The sequence below is a fragment of the Marinomonas shanghaiensis genome, from assembly GCF_003259175.1.
Taxonomy (GTDB): Bacteria; Pseudomonadota; Gammaproteobacteria; order Pseudomonadales; family Marinomonadaceae; genus Marinomonas; species Marinomonas shanghaiensis.
This window is the reverse complement of the sequence record NZ_QGOK01000006.1, coordinates 125334-147494: the sequence shown is the minus strand read 5'-3', so window position 1 is coordinate 147494 and position 22161 is coordinate 125334. Positions and strand designations below refer to the sequence as shown.

At 43.6% G+C, this 22161-nt stretch carries 22 protein-coding genes; 7 read left to right on the top strand and 15 right to left on the bottom strand.

Translation table 11 applies throughout. The features are described from left to right. Positions 1 to 88: 88 nt before the first annotated feature. The 4 genes from DKT73_RS06490 to DKT73_RS06475 form a co-directional block, all read right to left on the bottom strand. On the bottom strand, positions 89 to 2875 hold the full coding sequence (locus tag DKT73_RS06490) for a TonB-dependent receptor (protein WP_111637763.1): 2787 nt from the start codon (positions 2873 to 2875) through the stop codon (positions 89 to 91). 115 nt (positions 2876 to 2990) lie between these two features. Beyond that, positions 2991 to 3971 (bottom strand): DUF4880 domain-containing protein, encoded by a 981-nt coding sequence (locus tag DKT73_RS06485; RefSeq protein ID WP_111637762.1) that lies wholly within the window; start codon positions 3969 to 3971, stop codon positions 2991 to 2993. Positions 3972 to 3976: 5 nt separating this feature from the next. Next, positions 3977 to 4495, bottom strand: coding sequence for a sigma-70 family RNA polymerase sigma factor (locus DKT73_RS06480; protein ID WP_111637761.1), 519 nt, complete (start codon positions 4493 to 4495; stop codon positions 3977 to 3979). A gap of 145 nt (positions 4496 to 4640) precedes the next feature. Further along, entirely contained in the window at positions 4641 to 5306 is a 666-nt protein-coding gene (locus DKT73_RS06475; protein ID WP_111637760.1) for a glutathione S-transferase, read from the bottom strand. Positions 5307 to 5474: 168 nt separating this feature from the next. On the opposite strand from DKT73_RS06475, the gene DKT73_RS06470 reads away from it, so the two are divergent. Beyond that, on the top strand, positions 5475 to 6026 hold the full coding sequence (locus tag DKT73_RS06470) for an MSMEG_1061 family FMN-dependent PPOX-type flavoprotein (RefSeq protein WP_111637759.1): 552 nt from the start codon (positions 5475 to 5477) through the stop codon (positions 6024 to 6026). Positions 6027 to 6065: 39 nt separating this feature from the next. Here DKT73_RS06470 and DKT73_RS06465 read toward each other — a convergent pair whose 3' ends face one another. Continuing rightward, on the bottom strand, positions 6066 to 6977 hold the full coding sequence (locus DKT73_RS06465) for a LysR family transcriptional regulator (protein ID WP_111637758.1): 912 nt from the start codon (positions 6975 to 6977) through the stop codon (positions 6066 to 6068). A 155-nt stretch (positions 6978 to 7132) separates the two neighbouring features. Between DKT73_RS06465 and DKT73_RS06460 the strand changes: the two genes are divergently transcribed. Then, positions 7133 to 7726, top strand: a complete 594-nt coding sequence (locus tag DKT73_RS06460) for an FMN-dependent NADH-azoreductase (protein WP_111637757.1) — start codon at positions 7133 to 7135, stop codon at positions 7724 to 7726. Positions 7727 to 7820: 94 nt separating this feature from the next. On the opposite strand, the gene DKT73_RS06455 is transcribed toward DKT73_RS06460, so the two are convergent. Beyond that, positions 7821 to 9983: a Tex family protein gene (locus tag DKT73_RS06455; RefSeq protein ID WP_111637756.1), complete on the bottom strand. Its 2163-nt coding sequence runs from the start codon at positions 9981 to 9983 to the stop codon at positions 7821 to 7823. Positions 9984 to 10356: 373 nt separating this feature from the next. Between DKT73_RS06455 and DKT73_RS06450 the strand changes: the two genes are divergently transcribed. Next, on the top strand, positions 10357 to 10755 hold the full coding sequence (locus tag DKT73_RS06450; RefSeq protein WP_111637755.1) for an H-NS histone family protein: 399 nt from the start codon (positions 10357 to 10359) through the stop codon (positions 10753 to 10755). A gap of 79 nt (positions 10756 to 10834) precedes the next feature. Here the strand turns inward: DKT73_RS06450 and trmB are convergent, their stop codons facing one another. From trmB to DKT73_RS06425, 5 genes are all read right to left on the bottom strand, one after another. Continuing rightward, positions 10835 to 11548 (bottom strand): tRNA (guanosine(46)-N7)-methyltransferase TrmB, encoded by a 714-nt coding sequence (gene trmB / locus DKT73_RS06445; protein WP_111637836.1) that lies wholly within the window; start codon positions 11546 to 11548, stop codon positions 10835 to 10837. A 155-nt stretch (positions 11549 to 11703) separates the two neighbouring features. Continuing rightward, a complete protein-coding gene (locus tag DKT73_RS06440) occupies positions 11704 to 12120 on the bottom strand; it encodes a DUF423 domain-containing protein (RefSeq protein WP_111637754.1) in 417 nt (138 codons plus the stop codon). Positions 12121 to 12123: 3 nt separating this feature from the next. Continuing rightward, positions 12124 to 13107, bottom strand: a complete 984-nt coding sequence (locus tag DKT73_RS06435; RefSeq protein ID WP_111637753.1) for a WD40 repeat domain-containing protein — start codon at positions 13105 to 13107, stop codon at positions 12124 to 12126. Next, positions 13079 to 13549, bottom strand: a complete 471-nt coding sequence (gene rsd, locus DKT73_RS06430; RefSeq protein WP_111608103.1) for a sigma D regulator — start codon at positions 13547 to 13549, stop codon at positions 13079 to 13081. Before rsd ends, DKT73_RS06435 begins: the two co-directional genes overlap by 29 nt. A gap of 105 nt (positions 13550 to 13654) precedes the next feature. Continuing rightward, the gene (locus tag DKT73_RS06425) at positions 13655 to 14161 is read right to left on the bottom strand and encodes a disulfide bond formation protein B (protein WP_111637752.1); all 507 of its coding nucleotides are present in this window, start codon (positions 14159 to 14161) and stop codon (positions 13655 to 13657) included. A gap of 152 nt (positions 14162 to 14313) precedes the next feature. Between DKT73_RS06425 and DKT73_RS06420 the strand changes: the two genes are divergently transcribed. After that, positions 14314 to 14730 carry a flagellar basal body-associated FliL family protein gene (locus DKT73_RS06420; RefSeq protein ID WP_111637751.1) on the top strand — a complete coding sequence of 139 codons (417 nt, stop codon included), beginning with the start codon at positions 14314 to 14316 and terminating at the stop codon, positions 14728 to 14730. Between the two features lie 127 nt (positions 14731 to 14857). On the opposite strand, the gene DKT73_RS06415 is transcribed toward DKT73_RS06420, so the two are convergent. The 4 genes from DKT73_RS06415 to DKT73_RS06400 form a co-directional block, all read right to left on the bottom strand. Further along, positions 14858 to 15142: an oxidative damage protection protein gene (locus DKT73_RS06415; protein ID WP_111637750.1), complete on the bottom strand. Its 285-nt coding sequence runs from the start codon at positions 15140 to 15142 to the stop codon at positions 14858 to 14860. A gap of 77 nt (positions 15143 to 15219) precedes the next feature. Then, positions 15220 to 16413 (bottom strand): chromate efflux transporter, encoded by a 1194-nt coding sequence (chrA, locus tag DKT73_RS06410; RefSeq protein ID WP_111637749.1) that lies wholly within the window; start codon positions 16411 to 16413, stop codon positions 15220 to 15222. Positions 16414 to 16426: 13 nt separating this feature from the next. Beyond that, a complete protein-coding gene (gene mutY / locus DKT73_RS06405) occupies positions 16427 to 17476 on the bottom strand; it encodes an A/G-specific adenine glycosylase (RefSeq protein WP_111637748.1) in 1050 nt (349 codons plus the stop codon). A 34-nt stretch (positions 17477 to 17510) separates the two neighbouring features. After that, entirely contained in the window at positions 17511 to 19778 is a 2268-nt protein-coding gene (locus tag DKT73_RS06400) for an AsmA family protein (protein ID WP_111637747.1), read from the bottom strand. A 262-nt stretch (positions 19779 to 20040) separates the two neighbouring features. On the opposite strand from DKT73_RS06400, the gene hisB reads away from it, so the two are divergent. From hisB to hisF, 3 genes are read left to right on the top strand one after another with little or no spacing between them, the layout of a single operon-like run. Further along, on the top strand, positions 20041 to 20634 hold the full coding sequence (hisB, locus tag DKT73_RS06395; RefSeq protein WP_111637746.1) for an imidazoleglycerol-phosphate dehydratase HisB: 594 nt from the start codon (positions 20041 to 20043) through the stop codon (positions 20632 to 20634). 12 nt (positions 20635 to 20646) lie between these two features. Then, the gene (gene hisH, locus DKT73_RS06390) at positions 20647 to 21309 is read left to right on the top strand and encodes an imidazole glycerol phosphate synthase subunit HisH (protein ID WP_111637745.1); all 663 of its coding nucleotides are present in this window, start codon (positions 20647 to 20649) and stop codon (positions 21307 to 21309) included. Between the two features lie 57 nt (positions 21310 to 21366). Continuing rightward, complete coding sequence (gene hisF, locus DKT73_RS06385) at positions 21367 to 22140, top strand: imidazole glycerol phosphate synthase subunit HisF (protein WP_111637744.1); 774 nt, start codon at positions 21367 to 21369, stop codon at positions 22138 to 22140. Positions 22141 to 22161: the final 21 nt, after the last annotated feature.

Genomic DNA, 22161 nt, shown 5'->3' with positions numbered 1-22161 from the left:
ATAGAGAAAAAATTAGATAACAGCCATAAACAAATGCTCGACTGAGCATTTGTTTATCAACAGGACAGGAGATAAGAGAAACATCGGCTTAGAAACGCATACCGACTTCCATAGAAATTTTTCGACCCGAGGTGTAAGACTGGGTCGCTGTAGAAGACGTGGAAGTTGTTGTCGATACAACATCATCGAATAAGTTGGTGATTTTTGCTTCGATGTAACCTTCACTACTCGCAAATAATGGTGGAGAAAAACGTATTTTGGTATCTAAAGTTACCAGTTCACCAAATTCTTTGTCTTCATAAACATCGAAAGTATTTCCATCACCATCGACATAACCTCCACTAGATTTTCTATAAGCAATAACCCCTCCGCTTTTTAAGTTAACAAAATTACTCCACTGAAGATGCCACATAGGAATAAGGGTGTTTGTGCTCAGCTTCACCGTGAAAGGAATATTATAATCCCATGATGGTAGCTCACTATAATCTATCACCTTACCTTTGTAATAAATCTCGTCATTTTCCTCAACAGTTTCATCATAGGCATCAGCTCCCTGAGTATTAGATTCACTTTCTTGCCAACCAATCGAGAAATTCACTTTAGTTACAGTATTGAAAACCTCAAAAGGTTTGCGCTGCTGAAAAGCAAGCTCAATGCTGTTATTAGAACTGCGACCTTCATTGGTGTAATAATAAGGATCTCTACTTGAATTTCTTATACGCTGTACTCCATCTCTACTTTCACGATTAACCAAGGTTAAAGACGCGTCCACAGGCCCTATGACTTGATCAACACGAAACATAATTTCATCGGAGTAAGGTGTTTTTAGATCGTAATCTGAAAAGTCCGAATAACCACTAGAACTTGAAGTAGGGCCACTTCGTACACTGCCATCAGCATTGTATTGCGTTGTTGAATACCAGCTCTTCATTTCATTACTAAGCGCATACTTCAAAAAACTACGCCCATAATAACGGCTAGCACCTGTGGTTAACCGTGTACTATCATCACCAAAAACATCCCATTGTAAGTTGGCTCGCGGAGCAATATTGATATTATCAAGCAGAGTTTCGTGATCGGCCCGAACACCAGCCGTCAATGTCCAGTCATGAATATCAATTCTATCCTCAAGATAAACCCCATAACTTTGATAATGCTTGGTTATTTTATTGCCTTCCAAAACTCCGTACCTTGTAAGGTATTCATCATTTTCATCATGCACACCATCACTATTTGAATCATTACACCCAGCGCTAGAACTTCCGGATAGACAGGCATACTGGTAATACTCACTACCATAAGCTTGATAAAATGCTTTTTTGAATGCTAAATCAGCGCCAAGGGTAAACGTGTGTTTCGTCTGACCAAGAGCAATCGCATCACGCACCCACTTTGTATTAATACTAAAGGTATCTTGCTGCTGTAAAATATCACCGTAGCCGCCAGAATAAGGAAGGCCATTATAATAATTCGCAGAGGGATGGAATGAATACACATTAGACTGGGAATCAAGCTCGTCGAAGGATCGATCGAATGCGGTATCAATGGTTAGCACACTATTGTCAAAGCGATAGTCGAAGTTATTCCCTACACCGTAAGCGGTATGTGACTTTACAAAGGTGTCGGCATAATCCGTTGATGTTAAACCATCATGAAAACGATCTGAATAGCGAAAGGAAAAGCCTAAATTGACTCTATCGTTCACTTTTGCATCAATGCGCCCCATCAGGTTATCGATGGTGTCATCATAATAAATTGACCTAACTTCATCAGAACGGTTTTCATATTGTTGTCTAAATTCAGAAGTTTTACGAGAAACCGTTAAAGTAGAACCCACATTGTCAGAAAGACCCTTTAAAACGGTTACCGAGTAATTTTGCTTTTTGTATTCCGGTGTATAGGCACCATCGATACTGTCAGCCCCATAAAACTCTTCGGCTTTTTTCTCATCAAAATGAAATTTCTCCCACGCATCTTTAGACAATCCATATTTGATAAAAACGGAATCTTCACCATCATAACGCTTTAATCGAGCGTCAATCACGCCCCCCATAAAACCACCGTATTCCACAGGAACATTGCTGCTATAGACTTTTACTTGCTCTAGAGCATCCACATCCATGTAATAACTCTGCGGTGAGCTTCCAGAAAGCGTTGACAGATTGGCATTAGAAAATGGGTTAGTGTAGCTGTCACCACCGCCACTTGAACCTGGATCAAAATCATTAGACGTATCAATACCATCAATCATGAAAGCATTTTGATAGTAATCCTGACCATAGATAGAGACTTCATCTGGGCGCATACTGCCGCTATTCGTTGAGCTACTGCTGGAACGGCTGTAGTTAACCGCTGTGTTGGTACGCAGTAAATCGGTTAAATTTCCACCTTCGGTCGGCATGGCTTCAATTTCTTCTGAGCCAATTACCTGTACACCCACCTCTTTCTGGTTCTTCATTTCTCTCACCATCAAAGGCGACAGATTAACGCCATCGTCCGTCTGCGTTACCGTGTCGGCATCAACTAACACAATGCTGTTTCCATCTCCTCTTTGATAAGATAACCCCGTCCCTACAAGCAATAGCTCCAGCGCCTGTTCTGTGGAGTATTCGCCTTCAAAGCCTAATGTGCGTTTATCATTTAAGAGTTGCGCGCTGCCACCCACAAATAGACCGGAGGTTGCCGCAAAAGCATTAACCGCTTTAGACAAGGATCCAGCGTTGATCTTGTAATAGCGCATCTCTGCCGACACAGATTGTGCATAGACAACAGATACTGGCAACAAAGAAAATCCACTCACTAAAGCGATCTGCAGCGCTAATAACCTTGGTGTTGCACGACGCGTAATAAACTGTATTGCAGGATGAGATGACATAAAAGCTCCGTAATAGTAATGCTTATTACTACTATTACCGAATGAGAAGGACAAAAGGGGACAACAAAAATAAAGATTTTTACATTAATATTAAACAACACCGCTTTATAGCAAATTAAGCCGCCGAAACACTCACCCACCAAGGCAGCGTTTTTTGTACACGAAGAGGAAAGGTACTTTCTAACATGCCAAATATCACATCAATATTATGAATAGGATAGGTTCCAACCACTCGCCAGTCAGCCACAGCTGGATCGACATTAATGTAGCCATTGCGATAACGGTTCAGTTCATTGACAAAATCGGATAAAGGCATGTCCTCTACTACCAACAAACCTTTTATCCAAGATTCGTATAACGCTAAAGCGGGCACCACATCACCAAAAGATTCTGTATTAAAAGTGACTGACTCACCTGCGTTAACAGATTTCATCGCACTGTCGTTTAGAGCAACAGACACAGCGCCCTTATAGACAGCTAAAATTGCCTGTTGATTGGGTAAATAGCGTAAACAAAAGCGTACATTTTTCGTACGCGGCCGAACGATAGCTTGCTCACAAGACAGAGCAAAAGGTCGACTGTCCTGATTATCGAGATCAACAAAAGTTTCCCCCGAAACCAAGGATAAATGTCGAACCGCAGCCGTATAATAAGGCGCCATCGCACTGTTGGTGTTTAGCCAAACATTGGAACCATCATCCAAAGAAAAGGAAGAAACTTCACCCACTGAAGTATGAAAATCAGTACGCCACGCTGCCACCATTGAAGGCAAAGCGGTCTTTTCCCAGCTCAACCAACCTAATGAGGCCATACCAGCCAGGCCTAATGCCCCTTTCAGCAACTGACGTCGACCAACAGCATGAGTCCTTTCTAATACATAACCCGCTGATTGTTGTGATGTATTGTCTTGAAAAGAAGAAAACATAACACTGACAGACTCTACTTGCTGCCAAGCTTTACGGTGTCTTTCGTCTTCACTCATCCATTGCTGCCAAGCCGCTTTGTCGATATCAGAAACGGGGGTGTCTGATAATACAGCGAACCACTCAGAAGCGGCCTCTAGATGGGCATAAGTCACAGATTGGGAAGACGTCATAATATCTACAAAGACAAATCAGATTTAAGTAAAACACAGTGTAACATGGCTTGTGCCATATAACGTTTTACCATACGTTCCGATACAGACAAACGCTGAGCAATATCCAAATAGGTTAAACCATGCAACTGAGATAAAATAAGCGTATTCGCCACTTTTTTGGGCATTTTTGCAATCATCATATCCAGTTCGCAAATCAACTCAATCATCGCAGCAGAATGCTCTGCAGAAGGGTAAAATTCTTCCTCACAGTGACTTAATGACTCTAACCAAGCCTGCTCTATCTGCTTACGACGCCACTGATCAATATATAACCCCTTGGCGACAGTGCTTAAAAAAGCCCTAGCCTCTCCCATGTTAGAGAAATATTTTGGCTTTTTCAGCAGTCGAACAAAGGTATCTTGGGCAATATCAGCCGCCAATTCATGACAGCCTAAACGTTTACGGATCCATCCTGTTAACCACGAACTGTGTTCCGCATAAAGCTCACCAACATTTTGGGGAACTGGGTGCTCAGGCGTCATTGATCCAGTAAACCTCTTTCAAAAAATAAGAGGCCAAAATACACTTAATGAGAACGAATATCAACAAATAGTGCAAAATTTAGGCACCAAACTAATGTTTTTTAAAAACAAACACCAGTTAGGTGCGCAAATTATTCATTAAAACCTATAGCGTCGTAAAAGCACCGCCTTTTTCTAAAGCTCTTTGGTAGGTGGGCACCGCTTCTACTTGTTTAATAAAACGGGCAATATTAGGAAAGTTAGCCAAATCCATACGCGTACTGGAAGCCTGAAGCGGAAAGCTCATTTGAATATCGGCTGCGGTTAATGTCTCACCCACCAACCAAGTATGCTCACCTAAGGTTTTTTCAATAAAAGCCAGTTGCGGTTGAATACGAGGCTGAATGAATTTTTGTTGAATTTTACTTGTTAGCGCCTTTGCAATCGGCTTAACAAAAAAAGGCATTGGGCTTTGCGGGACCTTCATCATGACCAACTTCATCACCAGCAGTGGCATCAATGATCCTTCCGCGAAGTGTAGCCAATAACGATAATCCAATAATTCCTGACCATCCGTTGGCCTTAAACGCTTTTCGCCATCGTATTTATCTAATAAATATTCAATGATCGCCCCTGACTCAGCCACCGTTAACTCGCCATCGCTAATCACTGGAGACTTACCGAGAGGATGTATTTTTTTTAACGATTCTGGCGCTGACGCTGTGTCTGGATCGCGCTTATATTCCACAATGGCATACTCTAAACCAAGCTCTTCCAGCAACCATAAGATACGTTGAGACCTTGAGTTTTCTAAATGATGTACTGTAATCATATCGCCTCCTTTGCTATTCATAATAAATGTGACTTACTCAAAAACCGCTTCCGACTCTCTCATACGCAGAAAAATGCTAATTAGATGACCTCCTCACGATGGCATTAGTGTTATAGAATACACTTTACATTCAAATCAAACATCGACCTTACAGACAAAAGGACTGGCATGAGCCAAATAACATCACTAGAGCAACTAGAGGCTCTCTACGATCAGCCTCATCCGTTGGCGGTAAATAAAGAAATCACCGAGCTAGAACAACACGCCATTACCTTTATAAAAAACAGTCCCTTTGTTCTGATTTCTACGGCCGATAAAAACGGCTTTGCGGACATATCCCCCCGCGGTGGAGAGGCCGGATTTGTTAAAGTATTGGACTCAAAAACATTGGCTTTCGCAGACTCTGCAGGCAATAACCGTTTGGATAGTCTGAAAAACCTAGTGACTCAACCTGAAATCGGGTTGCTGTTTATGATTCCAGGTATTGGTGAAGTTGTCCGCGCAAAGGGCATTGCCAGTTTGCATCGTGATGAGGATCTTCTAACGCTCTTTAGTGACCCTAAACCACCAAAATTAGTCGTGAAAATTCATCTTGAAAAAATACTATTCCATTGCCCAAAAGCCATTGCTATTGCGAAGTTATGGAGTGTAGAAAGCCACGTTGACCGTGCCTTCCTTCCCTCTTTATTGCGTATTATTCAAGATCAAACTGGCGAGTGATCATTAACAATCTTGCTGAAAACAGACGTTTATCGACGCCTAAGCAATAGAAGAACGTTTTGGACAGCTATTGCATTCCGCTTGAAGTAACTCAACCAGTAATCTCGTCGCGGGACCTGTGCGCTCGCCTTTACCAAAAATAGCATAAAGGTGGAAGTTACGCTCACTGCCAGAAACCAGATTCAGCTTTTGTAACTTACCACTGCCCAATTCATCATGTATGTCTGCTTTAGGCAACCAAGCGAAACCAATGCCACTGGTCACAATTTCTAAAGCGGATTGCACACTGGATACGGTCCAACGTCGATCAGTACCCAACCAGCCAGCGTCCATGGACGTTTCCACTGCAGAGTCTCGAATGACCAGCTGCAATTCTCGGCTTAGTCTTTCGTTGTCTATTAGCCCCTCTTCTTGAAATAAAGGGTGCTGAGGAGAAGCAACCGCCAGCAACTCAACCTCAACAATAGGATCCGCAAGATAACCTTTTGGTACGATCGCACTTAATACAAGATCGGGCCTACCTTGCTTTAATGCTTCTAAACCACCACTTAGTACCACTTCTTTCAATTGCACTTGCGTGCCTTTACTTTGTGGCTCAAATGATTTTAGCGCTCGAAGTAATGCCGGCGTGGGAAACGTTTGATCAACAACCAGCTCTAATTCAGGCTCCCAACCCTGCCCTAAGGTATGCGCAAGCTCTTCTAAATCAACCGCTTCCTTTAAAAGATGACGTGAACGGCGCAATAGTACTTCCCCCCGCTCTGTCAACTTTGCCTTACGGCCCTCTATAATTAACAGAGGATAACCTAACTGTTCTTGAAGTTTAGCGACTGTGTAGCTCACTGATGATTGGCTCTTATGAAGCGCTTCTGCCGCTTGGGCAAAACCGCCTTTATCAACAACAGATTGCAGCACTCGCCATTGTTCTAGGGTGACTCTTGGGGCTTTCAAGATAATTCTCGTACTAAAATAGGTGGATAATTAATGTATCGTATTTTTCGATACATATCTCCAAAAAATGTCGCTTTTTAATCAAATAATTTGGTTATAAGATACCATTATTATCGATTAACAAACCCTATTGGTTCAATGATGGAGATTCTTATATGACTACTTTACTACGTATTGACTCTAGTGCTTCTGGCGAAAACTCTAAATCTCGTCAACTAGCAAACGAGTTTGTTGCAAAATGGCTGGAGAAAAACCCTGAAGGTAAAGTCGTTGCTCGCGATGTCACAGCGAACCCTCTACCACATTTTACTGGTGAAACATTAGGTGCACTTTTTACGCCTGAAGAGAACCGTTCTGAAGAGCAAAAAGCCATTGTTGCGATTGGCGACGAACTGATTGCGGAACTAGAAGCCGCAGATGTGGTTATCGTCTCTGCTCCAATGTACAACTTCGGCATTCCTTCTACCTTAAAGTCTTACTTTGACTATATTGCTCGTGCAGGTCGTACCTTTAAATACACAGAAACGGGCCCTGTTGGCTTGGTAAACAAAGATGCTTACATCTTTGCTGCAAGCGGTAGCTTCTTAGCCGGCGCTCCAGTTGATCACCAAGTGCCACACATCCAAACATTCTTAGGCTTCATCGGCTTAAATGTAAAAGACACTTTTATCGCTGGCGGTCAAGCAATGGGCGCACCTGGCGAAGAAGCGTTCAATGAAGCAAAAGCACAAATCGCAGTAGCGGTTTAAGATTCGTTATTATTCCTTTTACGCTAGCGTTATGCGTTATCCTAAAACCGATTAGAACCTTCTAATCGGTTTTTGTTTTTTTAACATAGATTGATCAAAGGCCATTTGCCTTTAATGCAATGCGTTTGCGTTGTACGTCTACCTCAAGCACAGTCACATTGACAACTTGCCCTACTCGCACGAAGTCTCTTGGATCTTTCACAAAACGATCTGCCAATTGCGATATATGAATCAAACCGTCCTGATGCACTCCAAGATCCACAAACGCCCCAAAAGCCGCTACGTTTGTCACAACCCCCTCCAACGTCATACCTTCCTGTACGTCTTCAAGCTTTTGTACACTATTATCAAAAGACGCATAACGAAACTCTGGTCGTGGATCTCGCCCTGGTTTTGCCAGCTCATTAAGGATATCTGAATACGTAAAGTCTCCCGCTTGAGAAAAACTTGGCGCTAATGACTTCAACTGCTGCAAAGCACTATTATTATTCAGCAAATCCTGCGCCTTTAACTTTAATTGCGTCGCCATTTTCTGCACTAAAGGATAGGATTCAGGATGCACACCTGATTGATCCAATGCTTCCTTACCGTTTAGTATTCTTAAAAAACCAGCACACTGTTCAAAACATTTTTCACCAATGCCTTTTATCTTCAACAATTCAGTCCGAGATTCAATGCGTCCTTTCTGCTGCCGATAATCGACAATATTTTGCGCCAATCGGGTTGTCAAACCAGACACATAGGACAATAAAGAAACAGACGCTAGATTAATATCAACGCCCACTCGGTTAACACAATCTTCAACCACATTAGCAAGTGATTTAGACAGTTGGGACACCTTTACATCGTGTTGATACTGACCCACTCCAATGGCCTGCGGATCGATTTTGACTAATTCAGCAAGCGGGTCTTGAAAACGACGGGCAATAGAAACCGCGCCTCGAATAGTGACATCAAGGTCTGGAAATTCTTCTATGGCTATTGGTGAAGCAGAATACACAGACGCCCCTGCTTCACTAACAACAACAGCACGGCAATCTAAGCTCGATTCATTGATCAGCGTTTTAATCAGCGCCTCAGTTTCCCGTGAAGCCGTTCCGTTACCAATTGCGATCCAGCCTATACCATGTTGATGTATTAGCTTAGACAGTATGGCATTCGCTTCTTGCACACGGTTCTGCGGCCCATGGGGATAAATAACACCATGATCTAACAATGACCCCTGCTCATTAATCACAGCCAACTTAACCCCATTACGAAAGCCAGGATCAACGCCTAATACCCGATGCGCGCCAGCCGGTGCCGCCATCAATAAATCCTGAAGATTGTTAGCAAAAACCTGAATAGCCCCCTCCTCAGCGCGCTCTTTCAATTGTGCCAAAATATCTGCTTCTAATTTAGGCAGAAGTTTATTTTCCCAAGCCGTATTTAAATAACGCCACTGCAGAGGCGTCATTCTTTGTGTCTGCGTAGCCTTATCATCAAGTAATTGATTAAGATGAGGGAAAATGAGTCTATCGGGATAACCCGTTGTATTCTTTAAAGACACACTGAGTTTAAGGATCGCCTCCTTTTTGCCTCGAAAGAGAGCTAATAATCGATGTGAAGGCACTTTATTGATCGCTTCTTGGTAGTCAAAGTAATCTCTAAATTTCTCACCTTGCTCTTTTTTTCCACGTAAAACACGGCTGGTTAAAATACCGTCATTCAGGAGCTCAACTCGTCCTTTCTTCAGAATTTCACTGTCATTCGCAATCGCTTCATTCAATATTTCCGTCACGCCTTCTAACGCAGACTCCGCCGACAAGCGAATGCCATTTTGCTGGCACCAAGCAGAAACAGCAGAGTGACTGTCTGCATGACGTCCAACCCAGATAAGAGCAGCCAAAGGCTCAAGCCCTTGCTCTTTCGCTTCATCCGCTTTCGTTTTACGTGTTTTTTTGTACGGTGAATACAGATCTTCAAGTTCATTTTTAGACGTCGCCTGACGAAGCTTATTGAGCACAGCCGCTGACACTGCTGGGTCTTGTGATAATATTGCGAGAATGCTCTCTTGGCGTTTTTTAAATTCCACTAGATATTGCCATCTATCATAGAAGGAACGTAAGTCTATATCACTCATGCCACCCGTACTTTCTTTTCGATATCGAGCAACGAAAGGGACGGTAGCCCCTTCTTCAAATAATTGAATAATATTGTCACTGTATTTTTTTAATATAGAAAACTCTGAACTTAAGTTATCTGATATAGAATTCATGCATTACCCTATTGTTTACACTTTTCTAACGATTACAAAGCATTATTTGATTAGCATGTTAGAGTATTTTTTATTAAAATCCACAACTCAAACTTGAAATAGTATAAAATCACGCCACACTGTATTAACGAACCATTCAAGACTTTAAAAAGGTTTACGTAAATATTGAGTTAGCATTACAAGATAAAGTTCATTTTCATCTCTGATTTAGATTCACGGTCAGACTGAAAAGAGAGTTTCTCTATCTTAGAAGACTTTAGATTTATCAATTTTTAACACGCCACTGGGTGTAAAAGACGGATCTATTTTTCAGTGCAGGACCAACCAGTTATTAACAGACAACCAGTTCTTAACAGATAAATAGGGGACACTAATGAGTTTATTACTAGAATTAGCAAGCAACAAAGCAAAAGCACGCGCAGCTGCCAAAGAGTTAACCGTTGCTCAATTGGAAAATCTAATTGCAGGCTTCAACAACGCACTTGAAAAAGTCAAAGAAGAAGAAGCCGCTCGCGAAGCTGAGCAAGCAATGAAATCGGCTCGTGCTGAAGAGATCGCTACTCTAATCGCAAAAAGCGGTCTAACCATGGAAGAAATCGCATTGCTGACAGCGCCAAAAGCAGGCGCAACAAAAGGCAAAACGGTTGAACCAAAATATCGCTTAACCGTTGATGGTGAAGTTCATGAATGGACTGGCCGTGGCCGTACTCCTAAAGTATTCCAAGAGTACTTTGATGCTGGCAACAGCCGTGACAGCGTAGAAATTAAATAATATTCCGATTCAGGAATATAGATAATAAAAAAGCGACGTGAGTCGCTTTTTTATTATCTGAACAGTATTAAATCCCTGCTCAGTCACTTTTTTTGGTGTAAATCAAATCCCAAACACCATGACCCAAACGCTCGCCACGCTGTTCAAATTTGGTTAGAGGCCGCCATTCAGGACGAGGATGATACAAGCCCTTCCCTGCCGCGTTCTCATACTGCGCCTGCTCTTCCATCACCTCTATCATATGCTCTGCATAAGGCTGCCAATCCGTTGCCATATGGAAGTGACCACCTGTTTTCAGCACATTAGCCACCTGTTGCGCAAACAAAGGTTGAACAATACGACGCTTGTTGTGTTTCTTTTTATGCCAAGGATCTGGAAAAAACAATTGAAAAGCATTGGCAGCTTTTTGCGGCAAGCAATTCGCCATCACTTCTATAGCGTCATCACAATATACGCGTAAATTAGTAATACCTTGCTCTTTTGCCAGCATCATCAGTTTGGCCACACCTGGAGGATGTACTTCAATACCGATAAAATCTTTTTCAGGGGCATTTTTGGCCATTTCAGCAAGGGAAGATCCCATACCAAAACCGACTTCAATAATAACATCGGACTCACGGCCAAACACCGTCGTGTAATCCACTCGACCATCAGCAAGATTCAAACCGTATACGGCCCAATTTGCTTCATAATTCTTTTGCTGACCTTCCGTCATTCGTCCACCGCGTACAACGAAGCTACGGATGGTACGTTTATAAAACGGTTCTTGAGTCTCTGTATCGTGTTCTTGCATGGTTTCGTATCGCTTAATTCTACTATGTGACAAGCCAACATAGGCCATTCTATCAGCCTAAATCGATCATTAATTCGGCACGCATACTACCGGAAAAACCCTGCGCTGTCCTGCTTTGTTCTCCCTTTTCGAAAGTGCTCAGCACACAGACTGACTTATTTATTTACCCCTAGACGCCATAAACGAAATACCAAAAAGCACCACGCCAGCATATAACATAAGCCACCTAAAGGCGTGATCGCACCTAAAAATCGATAACCCGTTAATGCCATAACGTATAAGCTGCCAGCAAATAAAATATTACCAACAAAAAAGAGACATAAAATAAGCTTTCTAGAAGGCAAAGAAAAAAACAAAGTAGAAACAATCAACCCAGACAATGCATGATACATCAGATATTGACTACCAGTTTGCCACCAGCTGAGTGCTTTCATATCAAGTAGATCGGCAAGGGCATGAGCCCCAAATGCACCCGCAGCGACGGAAATAGCCGCTTGAGCAGCGAACAAAGCCGCCCAAATTGACCGCTCTCTTGGACGAGATAATGAAAGTGGATCAAAAGATTGAGACATGAACTATTCCAATACGTTTAAATAACCATTACTTCCGATTGCGTAATAACGATTACCTGGAGCAAAAGACAAGGCCAACACACTCGCCCCAGCGGGACGACCTTTGGGTAAATAAATACGCCATTCTTTTTGTATTGCACCAGTACTGACTTGAACAAGGGACACGGTACTATTCATACCACCCACTAGAATAAACCGGTTATCTTGTGAAAATACAGCTTGGCTCAGGGTCACGTTACGATACTGTAATGCCCCAGTATCGATATTAGTCAATTCTTTGCCATCACGCGTGGACCAAATCTTTGCGTTACCAAGCTGGGCAGCACCAAAGGCATATTTCCCGTCACTTGATAATGCGACACTGGCAATGTCATTACTTAATGTCCACTGGTGTATTTTTTCACCGGTTTGCAAATTCCATAAAATGACATTGGACAAATCATCACCAGTGATTCCAATGCTGCCATCAGACATGACGTCCACAGCTCGAACCGTTGCCCCTGTTCTTAAGGTTTGCTTTATACCACCGTTTTTAATATCAAAAAAACGCGCGGTCTGATCATTCAAACCAATAAGAGCATTGTTGCCATTTTGAGTCAGTTTTAAGGACTGAATATCACCGGGCGTCGACCAAAAGCCTTCAGACATACCCGTTGTGGTATTCCAAAGCACTAATGTGCGAGCGCCACCTGTTGCCGCATAAAGACCGCTAGGATCAATATCAACGCCTACTATGGATGAAAATTCACCTGCGGCATGATTCCAGTTAAAACGTCGCTCATTAACAGCATTTACCCAATAACTGCCACCATGCTGCACGGAACCAATTAACGCAGAGGAACCGTCATCACTCAGCCCAGCAGAATACAGCCCCTGCTCAGCGTATTTTGCTGTGCGAATAGGCGCTTCAGCAGAGCAAGACAGCAAGGCAACAGAGCTAAAAGCAATTAAACCAAGCTCAAGCGCTTTTTTCGCTATGTGCTTCATGTAATTCCTTAATCAACTGATCTTCATATTGGAATCGTTCGGCTATCACAAGAATCAAGGCTTTCAATGAAAACGGCAAGGCTTCAAGCTGAGAATTGCAATGCTCTTTGGTGTCATACTTATCGTTAAATTCAATCGCGACCTCGGTTGAAGCATCGATTTTTGGCAACAACTTGCGCAACAAAACCAAGGCACTATCGTCGTGAAACTCTTTGGCTTCCAACGCGAGCTGCTCATAAACCGTAAAATGTCCAACGGAAACATAATCCACTAGCATCTCGCAAAGGGACTGAATCTTAGGCGTATCTGTCGGGGTAAACTCACCACGATCACGTAAATAGATACACAACTCAATAAGCTGACGACGCTGCTCAAGCCAACGGTCAATAATATCGTGAACACCGCCCCATCGTTCTTGGGCTGTTTTACAACCTTCTAACATATACAGACTCCATCACGCGTTTATTATAATTTACCTTTGTTTCAAGCATATTCCGATCTGTTAGCCCCTGCAAGACAATCACCTGAGGGGTTTTGTAACGGTTTACTAGAAAGATGTTTTTTTACCCGCTCGCAGCGCAATAATAATATTCACCGTCGCCATGGCAATAAAAGCAAGCAATGTCCATCCCGGAATACTAATGCCAAACAAAGTCCAATGAACTTCACCACACTCCCCTGTCCCCATGATCATTGCCTGCATAATTTCCTGCCATGGAAATACCTCAAACATATAACTCAATCCTGGCAAACAAGCCGGCAAATCATCCGCAGGCAGACTTTGCAAATACAAATGACGAATCGCTAAAGCCGCCCCAATCAAAGATAAAATGATTACAATCCAAGCACAGATTTTGCGAACTTTGATGCTCGCGGTTAATGCCGATAACAAAGACATCACACCGACGCAAAAAAAGGCAATTCTTTGCAACATACAAAGAGGACAAGGCTCCAATCCCATTTGATATTCCATATAAAAAGCCACCGCCAAAAGAGCGAAGGCGACAAACGCCACCAAACCATGAAAGCGACGAGCAGACAACAAGCCAACCATATACAAAGACTCCTAAGTAAACGAAAGAAAATTAACCCAGCCAAACAATAAACTGACGACAGCAGAAAATAAGAAAGTACAAAATTACTACTGACAGCAAGCTTTAATGGCAGTTAGTATACTGCCTATTAGAATGAATACGAGAATCTAACATGTCATTGATGATGTCCCTGCTTAATAAACATGGTCTTTTTACTTTTCTTTTACTGTGCGGGCTTTCTAGTATGGTCAGTCATGCAGAAGAAGCCGCCCCCTCCACCTATGTCGAGTTAAAGCCAGATTTTGTGGTTAATCATCTAGCCGATGACGCTCGACTAAAATACATAAAAACCAGCATTAGCATTCGAACAGACGTCAACTCAAAAGACTTAATAGAGCACAACATGCCGTTGATCCGAGATGCACTTGTCATGTTTCTGAGCTCACGCACTACAGAACAAGTCACCGGTGCCATAGCACGAGAAAAAACGCGTGAAGAAGCGGCTATTGCGGTCAATGATGCCCTACAGAAAGAAACCAACCTAGCCCCCGTCAAAGACATTTTATTCGCTAGCTTTGTCACCCAATAAAAACGCGATGTCTGGTCAGCAATAAAGTTTACAAACAAAAATGCCCCTTGTTAATTCTCATAACAAGGGGCATTTTGTGACAGCTTACAGCGATGGTCGAGAAAAAAGTCCAAACAAATATCGCTTATTAAAGCTCTTTAATATCATCAGGATCAACGTAACCTGACAATTTATCCGTTGCTTCATTGTTAAAGAACTTTTCCATCTGTTCCATTATGTATTTGCGAGATTCTGGTTGCATCAAGTTCAACTGCTTCTCATTAATCATCATGGTTTGCAGTTGCTGCCATTCTTGCCAAGCCTGCTTGGAGACATTTTGTAGAATCTCTTGGCCTTTTGCCCCTGGCAATGGAGCACGATCTAAGGCTGCCATTTCTTTCTGAAATTTTTTACAAAAAACCGTGTTCGCCATAAAACTCTCTCGTCATCATAAAATTACAGTCTAAATAGTGGCGCCAATACAGCAAAATTCAAGGTGAGCATGACTTGTCACTCCCAGAATCCATAACTGCGCACCAGCCCAATTAGAACAAACACAATAATCAACATAAAAATCGAAGGCCGTTTGTATTTCAACCAAATAAACCCTATGGCGACACAAGCGATATCCCATACGCTCACAATACTGGATGTAGCAATAGGGTGATACAAAGCCGCGATGAGTATTCCGACCACAGCGGCATTTAAACTCGCTAGCAGACGTTGGCATACGACATTTTCAGACAAACTTTGCCAGATATTTTGCGCGCACAACATCAGAAGCAAACCCGATAAAAAAACACCCAAGGTTGCAACACCAGCCCACAGCCAGACATTTGCGCCTTGTGGTGCCGCAGAAGCACCAAGAAAGCTTGCCATGGTAAACATAGGACCAGGAACCGCTTGTGCTGCGGCATAACCTACTAACAAGTTAGCATCAGAGACACGATCAGAAACAAACGCCGACAACATAGGCAACACGACATGCCCACCACCAAAGACCAGCGCCCCTGCTTGATAGAATTCAGCGAACACCCCTCCCAATCCAGTGTCGAAAATAAAACTCGCCACAAACAACGCCACAGCAAGACCGAATAAACACCACGCAAAGCGTACTTTAGGCAAAGGGTCATGAGTATTCGACGTCGACGCTGGTATAAAGAAGCCGACAAAAGCCGCGACAACTAACACCATAAGATTGGCAAAACCAAATGGCACGAATATTAAAAAAACGGCACTTAATAGAACCATACACGCCATCGCTTTGCGCTGACAAAAAGATCGCCACATACTCACACAGGCATCAGCAACCACGACAACAGCCAATAATTTCAACGCCTGAACAACACCATCGAAAAACACATTCCCCAGCCATTGCTGACCAAATTGAGCCAAAACGACCATCACCACAAAAGACGGTAACGTAAAAGCCACAAAGGCCGCGATGGCCCCCAATAAACCCGCACGATGATACCCCAACGCGAACCCCACCTGACTCGAACCAGGCCCTGGTACAATCTGACTTAGCGCGACCCATTGAGCATACTGCGCATCACTTGCCCACTGCTTGCGCTTAATAAACGTCTGATTAAAGTAACCAAGATGGGCAGCAGGCCCGCCAAAGCTGGTACAACCTAACCATAAAAACGAGACAAAAACGTCAACCACACGTTTCAAATTCAAACCGTTTTTCTCGGTATTCATGCAAGGATCCAAGTCAGTTAATGTGTTCCAAAATACGTCGTACTGGCGCCGGCAATCCCTGTGACAGAGCCTCCTCTTGACTGAACCATTGGTATTTATCTCCCTCAGTCACCCATTGTGTATCCGCAATCTGAATACAACTTGGTGAGATATCCAAATGGTAATGGCTAAACGTATGTCTAAAAGGTGACAAAGGCATGACAGTTTTCACTTGTGTCGCAAAACGTTGCTCAATATGCAATACAATAGACTCTTCCGATGCCAATTCTGGCAAGCTCCACAGCCCGCCCCAAATCCCTGTCGAAGGACGCTTCTCCAGTAAACGTTGACCTTGTTGATTCACCAACACCAGCAGCTGAATTTGCTTTTCTGGCTTCGCGGCTTTCTTCGGTTTGCGAATGGGGAATTGCGTAGGGTCCAAGGTCAAGCGCGCTTGGCAATCACTTTCTAAAGGGCAGAGCAAACATTGTGGTTTGGAACGAGTGCAAAGCGTTGCACCTAAATCCATCATGGCTTGCGTATAATCACCACAACGCTCACTTGGCATATAATGTTCCGCTAAATCCCACATGGCGGTTTCAGTTTTTTTATCGCCTGGCCACGTCGGTACCGCATGAAAGCGCGCCAACACTCGCTTAACATTGCCATCTAGAATCGCCGCTTGAACACCACGTGAGATAGAAAGAATCGCCGCCGCGGTTGAACGCCCAATCCCAGGCAACTCACAGACACCGTCTACCGTTTGTGGAAATTCACTATCAAATTCATCCACCAGCATTTTTGCCGCTTTGTGCATATTACGCGCCCGAGCGTAATAGCCTAAACCACTCCAGTGAGCAAGAACGTCATCTTGTTCAGCGGCAGCCAGTGCTTCAACCGTTGGGAACGACGTCATGAACTTATGGTAATAAGGAATCACCGTTGTCACTTGCGTTTGCTGCAACATGATTTCAGAAATCCAAACTCGATAGGGCGTTTTATTCTCTTGCCAAGGCAAACTTTTACGCCCGTGCTCATCAAACCACGCAAGGACACGGGGCGCAAAATTCTTAACTGGTTGCATTTATTTCTCACGTTTACAGCATATTCAACAGAGACTAAAACAAACTCTTTAGTTTCTCTTTTAATTTTTCTTTTGCTCTTTCTTCTTCCGCTTGGCGTTTTTCTTCAAACTCAGCCTTTAATCGCGCTTTTTCATCATCCACTTTGTTTTTTAAACGTTCTTTTTCAGCTTCGGCTTTTTCTTTTAAACGGGCCTTTTCTTCAGCCGCTTTTTCAGCCAACTCCGCTTTTGCTAAATCCGCAAACAACTGACCAAAACCTTTTATATCGGGGCGGCATAAACCTGCTGGATCGTCGCTAAACTGGCCTTTACACACAATAGGAAACGCCAGTTGAGTGACTTTCTCATTCACTTGGCAAGCCTGATCTAAGGTGCTACCAGCAATCGCGACGTTCGCCTGATAATCCAAGGATGAATTAGGCAATGATACAACCCCATTACCCGTCACTTGCACACCCGCCGAACTTATTTTCAACCCTGGCGTCGACACCTGCCCGTCAACAATACGCGCTGGAAAACGCATGGTTTCAAACGGGGTATCGGGACCAAACTTTTGTTCATCAATTTTATCCTTACGGATGGTAGCAATGCCCTCACAAACCGTCTTTGTTAAGTTTGTGCCCACTAAGGCGCCCTTTTTAATGTCGATTAATAAATCCCCTTGTAGAGACGACATTAAACTGTCTATACGATTGCCCTTAGCACTTAACTCTCCATTCAAATAGGTCGCACCCGCTATTTTGTCCATGTCCATGAAATCAACCAATAATGGCTGGATTTGCACGCCCTCAATAGAGGGGACAATGTCGATTGAAGGTACGCGTCCTCGCACATCTAAATTCATTGTGGATGACACGCTGCCCTTATACAAAGACGCTTTCAAGGGTGATACTCTCACTAGTCCATTCGCTTGCGTGGAGTCGAGTTCGATCTTATCTATTTTTAATTTTTTAAACGTTATATTTTCAAACACTAAGCCGACATGACCGTTCAAACCACGAATCAACTCAACCGGAATCAAGTCACTGTCATCTGCCGGAATATCCTTAGCGACCATTTCTGGTGATGTTTCTTTTCCCTTGCCATCAGCAGGCTCAACCGGCGTAGGAAGATAACGATCAAGATTTAAGTTTGCGCCAGCAACACTCACATCCCAACGTAGTGGAGACAAAGCCACCACAGCATTGGCCTCTATCTTGGTGTCATCTAACACAATAGAGATAGGTTGGGCGGTAATAGAAGACGAACTACCTTCAAAAATAATGTCGGCTCGCGCTTTCGTCAGGGCAGTATCATCAGACATCTCTGGCAATGGTAATTTCAAACGCGTCATAAGATAACGAGGATTAAACTCACCTACCGACAAGACCGCAGAAAACTGAGGATCACTCAGCACCTGATAGGCTTGAATTTTAGCATCAACATTCACCCCTAAAACACTTAGCGCAACGCCTTCAGCCAACACATTCTCTTGGGGTAAATCAAGCTCCACATTCACCGCACTTACCTTGGCACTCATAGGGCTGGTTGGTAAATTGTCACCTTCTAGGTCTGCTGACAAAACCAGTGAATCCAGTGATAAGGATTCTCGCTCTGGAAACACCGTCAGGTTAGCGTTTAACGTGGCTTTTGCTTTAACAGGCGACTGACCTTGTAAGTCACTTTGCGTCACCGCAATGTCCATTACCATTGGCCATGCTTTATCCCATTGCACGTCGTTTAATTGAACATTTAAGACCGCATTAATAAGCTGTTTCGTTTGTTCGTCACGGTATAAGACTTGCGCATTTTCAATGCGTAATTCGTCCAATTGGATATCAGGGATTTTAAAAGACTCACCAGGGCCATTCGCCTGAGTGACCGCCTTTGCCGATGTCTGAGCCGTAGAATTATCCTTCGAGGTTGCAACAGTAGAGGACTCTAATTGCCAGTTACCTTGGCCCTGCGCATCTTTGTTTAGACGGGCCTTTAAATTGACGAGGTTAACTTTATTCACCTGAATTTTTCGCTCAAGCAAAGGTAAAATCGCCACACCAAACTCAGCACGATCAAATTGCACTATCTCTGGATCATCACCCAGAGCAACGCCGATGTTCTCTAATTCAAGACCAAGCCAAGGGAAAAAAGACCAGCTGATGTCTCCATCTAATCGCAAACTGACATTGGCTTTTTCCAAAGCAACACTTTTAAGCTCATCTTTAAAATCATTGGGATTGACGAACAACATAACGTACGCCAACAGAAGAGCCATAATGGCTAATAATCCCACTACAAATAATGACAGTCGCTTTATCCAAACCATGACAGATTCCTTTAAAGTATAAATACGTTTAGCCTATATAAGCCGTTCACCCAAATGCACACTTAGCGGTGAATTAATTCGCTTATCATAACACTCGAAATCAATGTTTATCGATGCAATAGCGATAACTCATCAAAAAACACCCAGACAAAGCATAGAAGCTAAAGAGTCCACGTTCTATAATGGGCCACTTATGTCATGCTCTTAATTATACAAAAAAAGTGGCGACCCTTCGTCACAATCACGGTGGAGAAACCAATCAATGTCCGATCGCATTGCCAGTGTCGAGCGTAACACGCTTGAAACTCAGATAAAGGTGTCGATTAACTTAGACGGTACCGGTAAATTCAACTGCTTCACAGGCGTTCCTTTCCTTGACCACATGCTTGAACAAGTAGCACGTCATGGCCTGATTGACCTAGACATTCATGCCGTTGGTGACCTTCACATTGACGCTCACCATACAGTAGAAGATTTAGGCATCACATTAGGACAAGCATTTGACATCGCAGTAGGCGATAAAAAAGGCATCAAACGTTACGGTCATGCTTACGTTCCATTAGACGAAGCTCTCTCACGCGTAGTCATCGATTTCTCTGGTCGCCCTGGTCTAGAAATGCACGTACCGTTTACGCGTGGATCTGTCGGTGGTTTTGATGTGGATTTGTTCTCTGAGTTCTTCCATGGTTTTATCAACCATGCCAAAGTCACGCTTCACCTAGACAACCTACGTGGCAAAAACACTCACCACCAAGCAGAAACCATTTTTAAAGCGTTTGGTCGTGCTTTGCGCATGGCATTAGAAGTGGATGAGCGTATGGCAGGTCAAATGCCATCGACTAAGGGTTGTTTGTAGGACGTTGTTAGTATGAACGATATGAAAAAATCTACCGTCGCGGTCATCGATTATGGCATGGGTAACCTTCACTCCGTTGCCAAAGCTCTTGAGCACGTAGCGGATGAACACACCTCGGTCATTGTCACCAGCGATCCTGCCGTGATTGATGCAGCAGATCGTGTATTACTACCAGGCGTTGGTGCGATTCGTGATTGCATTGGTGAAATGTACAATGCAGGCCTAGTACCAAGCATTCGCAAAGCCATGGCAGAAAAACCTTTTCTCGCTATTTGTGTCGGCATCCAATCATTGATGTCACACAGTGAAGAAAACGGCGGTGTCGATTGTTTAAACCACTTCAAAGGCAACGCCCTATTCTTTGGTGAAAACCACAAAGATCATGACGGCGGTAAATTGAAAGTGCCGCACATGGGCTGGAATCAAGTTAAGCACACCATTAACCACCCTCTTTGGGCCGACATTCCGGACAGCGCGCGCTTTTACTTTGTACACAGCTTTTATGTGGTCCCAGAGAACAAAAACGAAGTGGCAGGTACCTGTGACTACGGTTTGGAGTTTTGTGTTGCCCTTGCCCGTGACAATGTGTTCGCTGTTCAGTTTCACCCTGAAAAAAGCCATAAAGATGGTTTGCAGCTTTATAAAAACTTCCTTCAATGGGATGGCAAGCCATAAGAGCAAGCCCTTCAGTTTGTTTGGATAGAAGCATATTAGATTCTAGGAGCGCCATTTATGGGCTTAGCAAAACGTATTATTCCTTGCCTTGATGTGGACAATGGCCGCGTCGTCAAAGGTGTTCAGTTCGTCGACATTCGCGACGCAGGTGACCCTGTGGAAGTGGCGAAGCGTTACAACGAACAAGGCGCCGATGAGATCACTTTCTTAGACATCACGGCCAGTTCAGAGGATAGAGAAACCACGGTTCATATGGTGGAAGCCATTGCCAGCCAAGTGTTTATTCCTCTAACGGTAGGCGGTGGCATTCGCACCTGCGAAGATATTCGTCGCATGCTGAATGCAGGCGCAGACAAAGTCGGTATTAATACCGCAGCCGTCTTTAACCCTGAATTTGTCCGCGAAGCCGCACAGCGCTTTGGCTCTCAGTGTATCGTAGTCGCCATTGATGCCAAAAAAGTCAGCGCCGAGGGCGAACCCGATAAATGGGAAATCTTTACCCATGGCGGCCGAAAACCTACTGGCTTAGATGCGGTTGAGTGGGCGAAAAAAATGGTGGAATACGGTGCGGGTGAAATCTTGCTGACCAGTATGGACCGTGACGGCACAAAAAATGGTTTTGATTTAGGTATTACACGTGCGATTAGCGAAGCGGTTCATGTGCCTGTTATCGCCTCTGGCGGTGTGGGTAATTTGGATCACCTAGTAGATGGCGTAATCGAAGGCAAAGCCGATGCCGTGTTAGCCGCGAGTATTTTCCATTTTGGCGAATACAGCATTCAACAGGCTAAGCAGCGCATGACAGACGCTGGTATAGAAATGCGCTTGTAAAAAGCAGACGACATAAGAAGC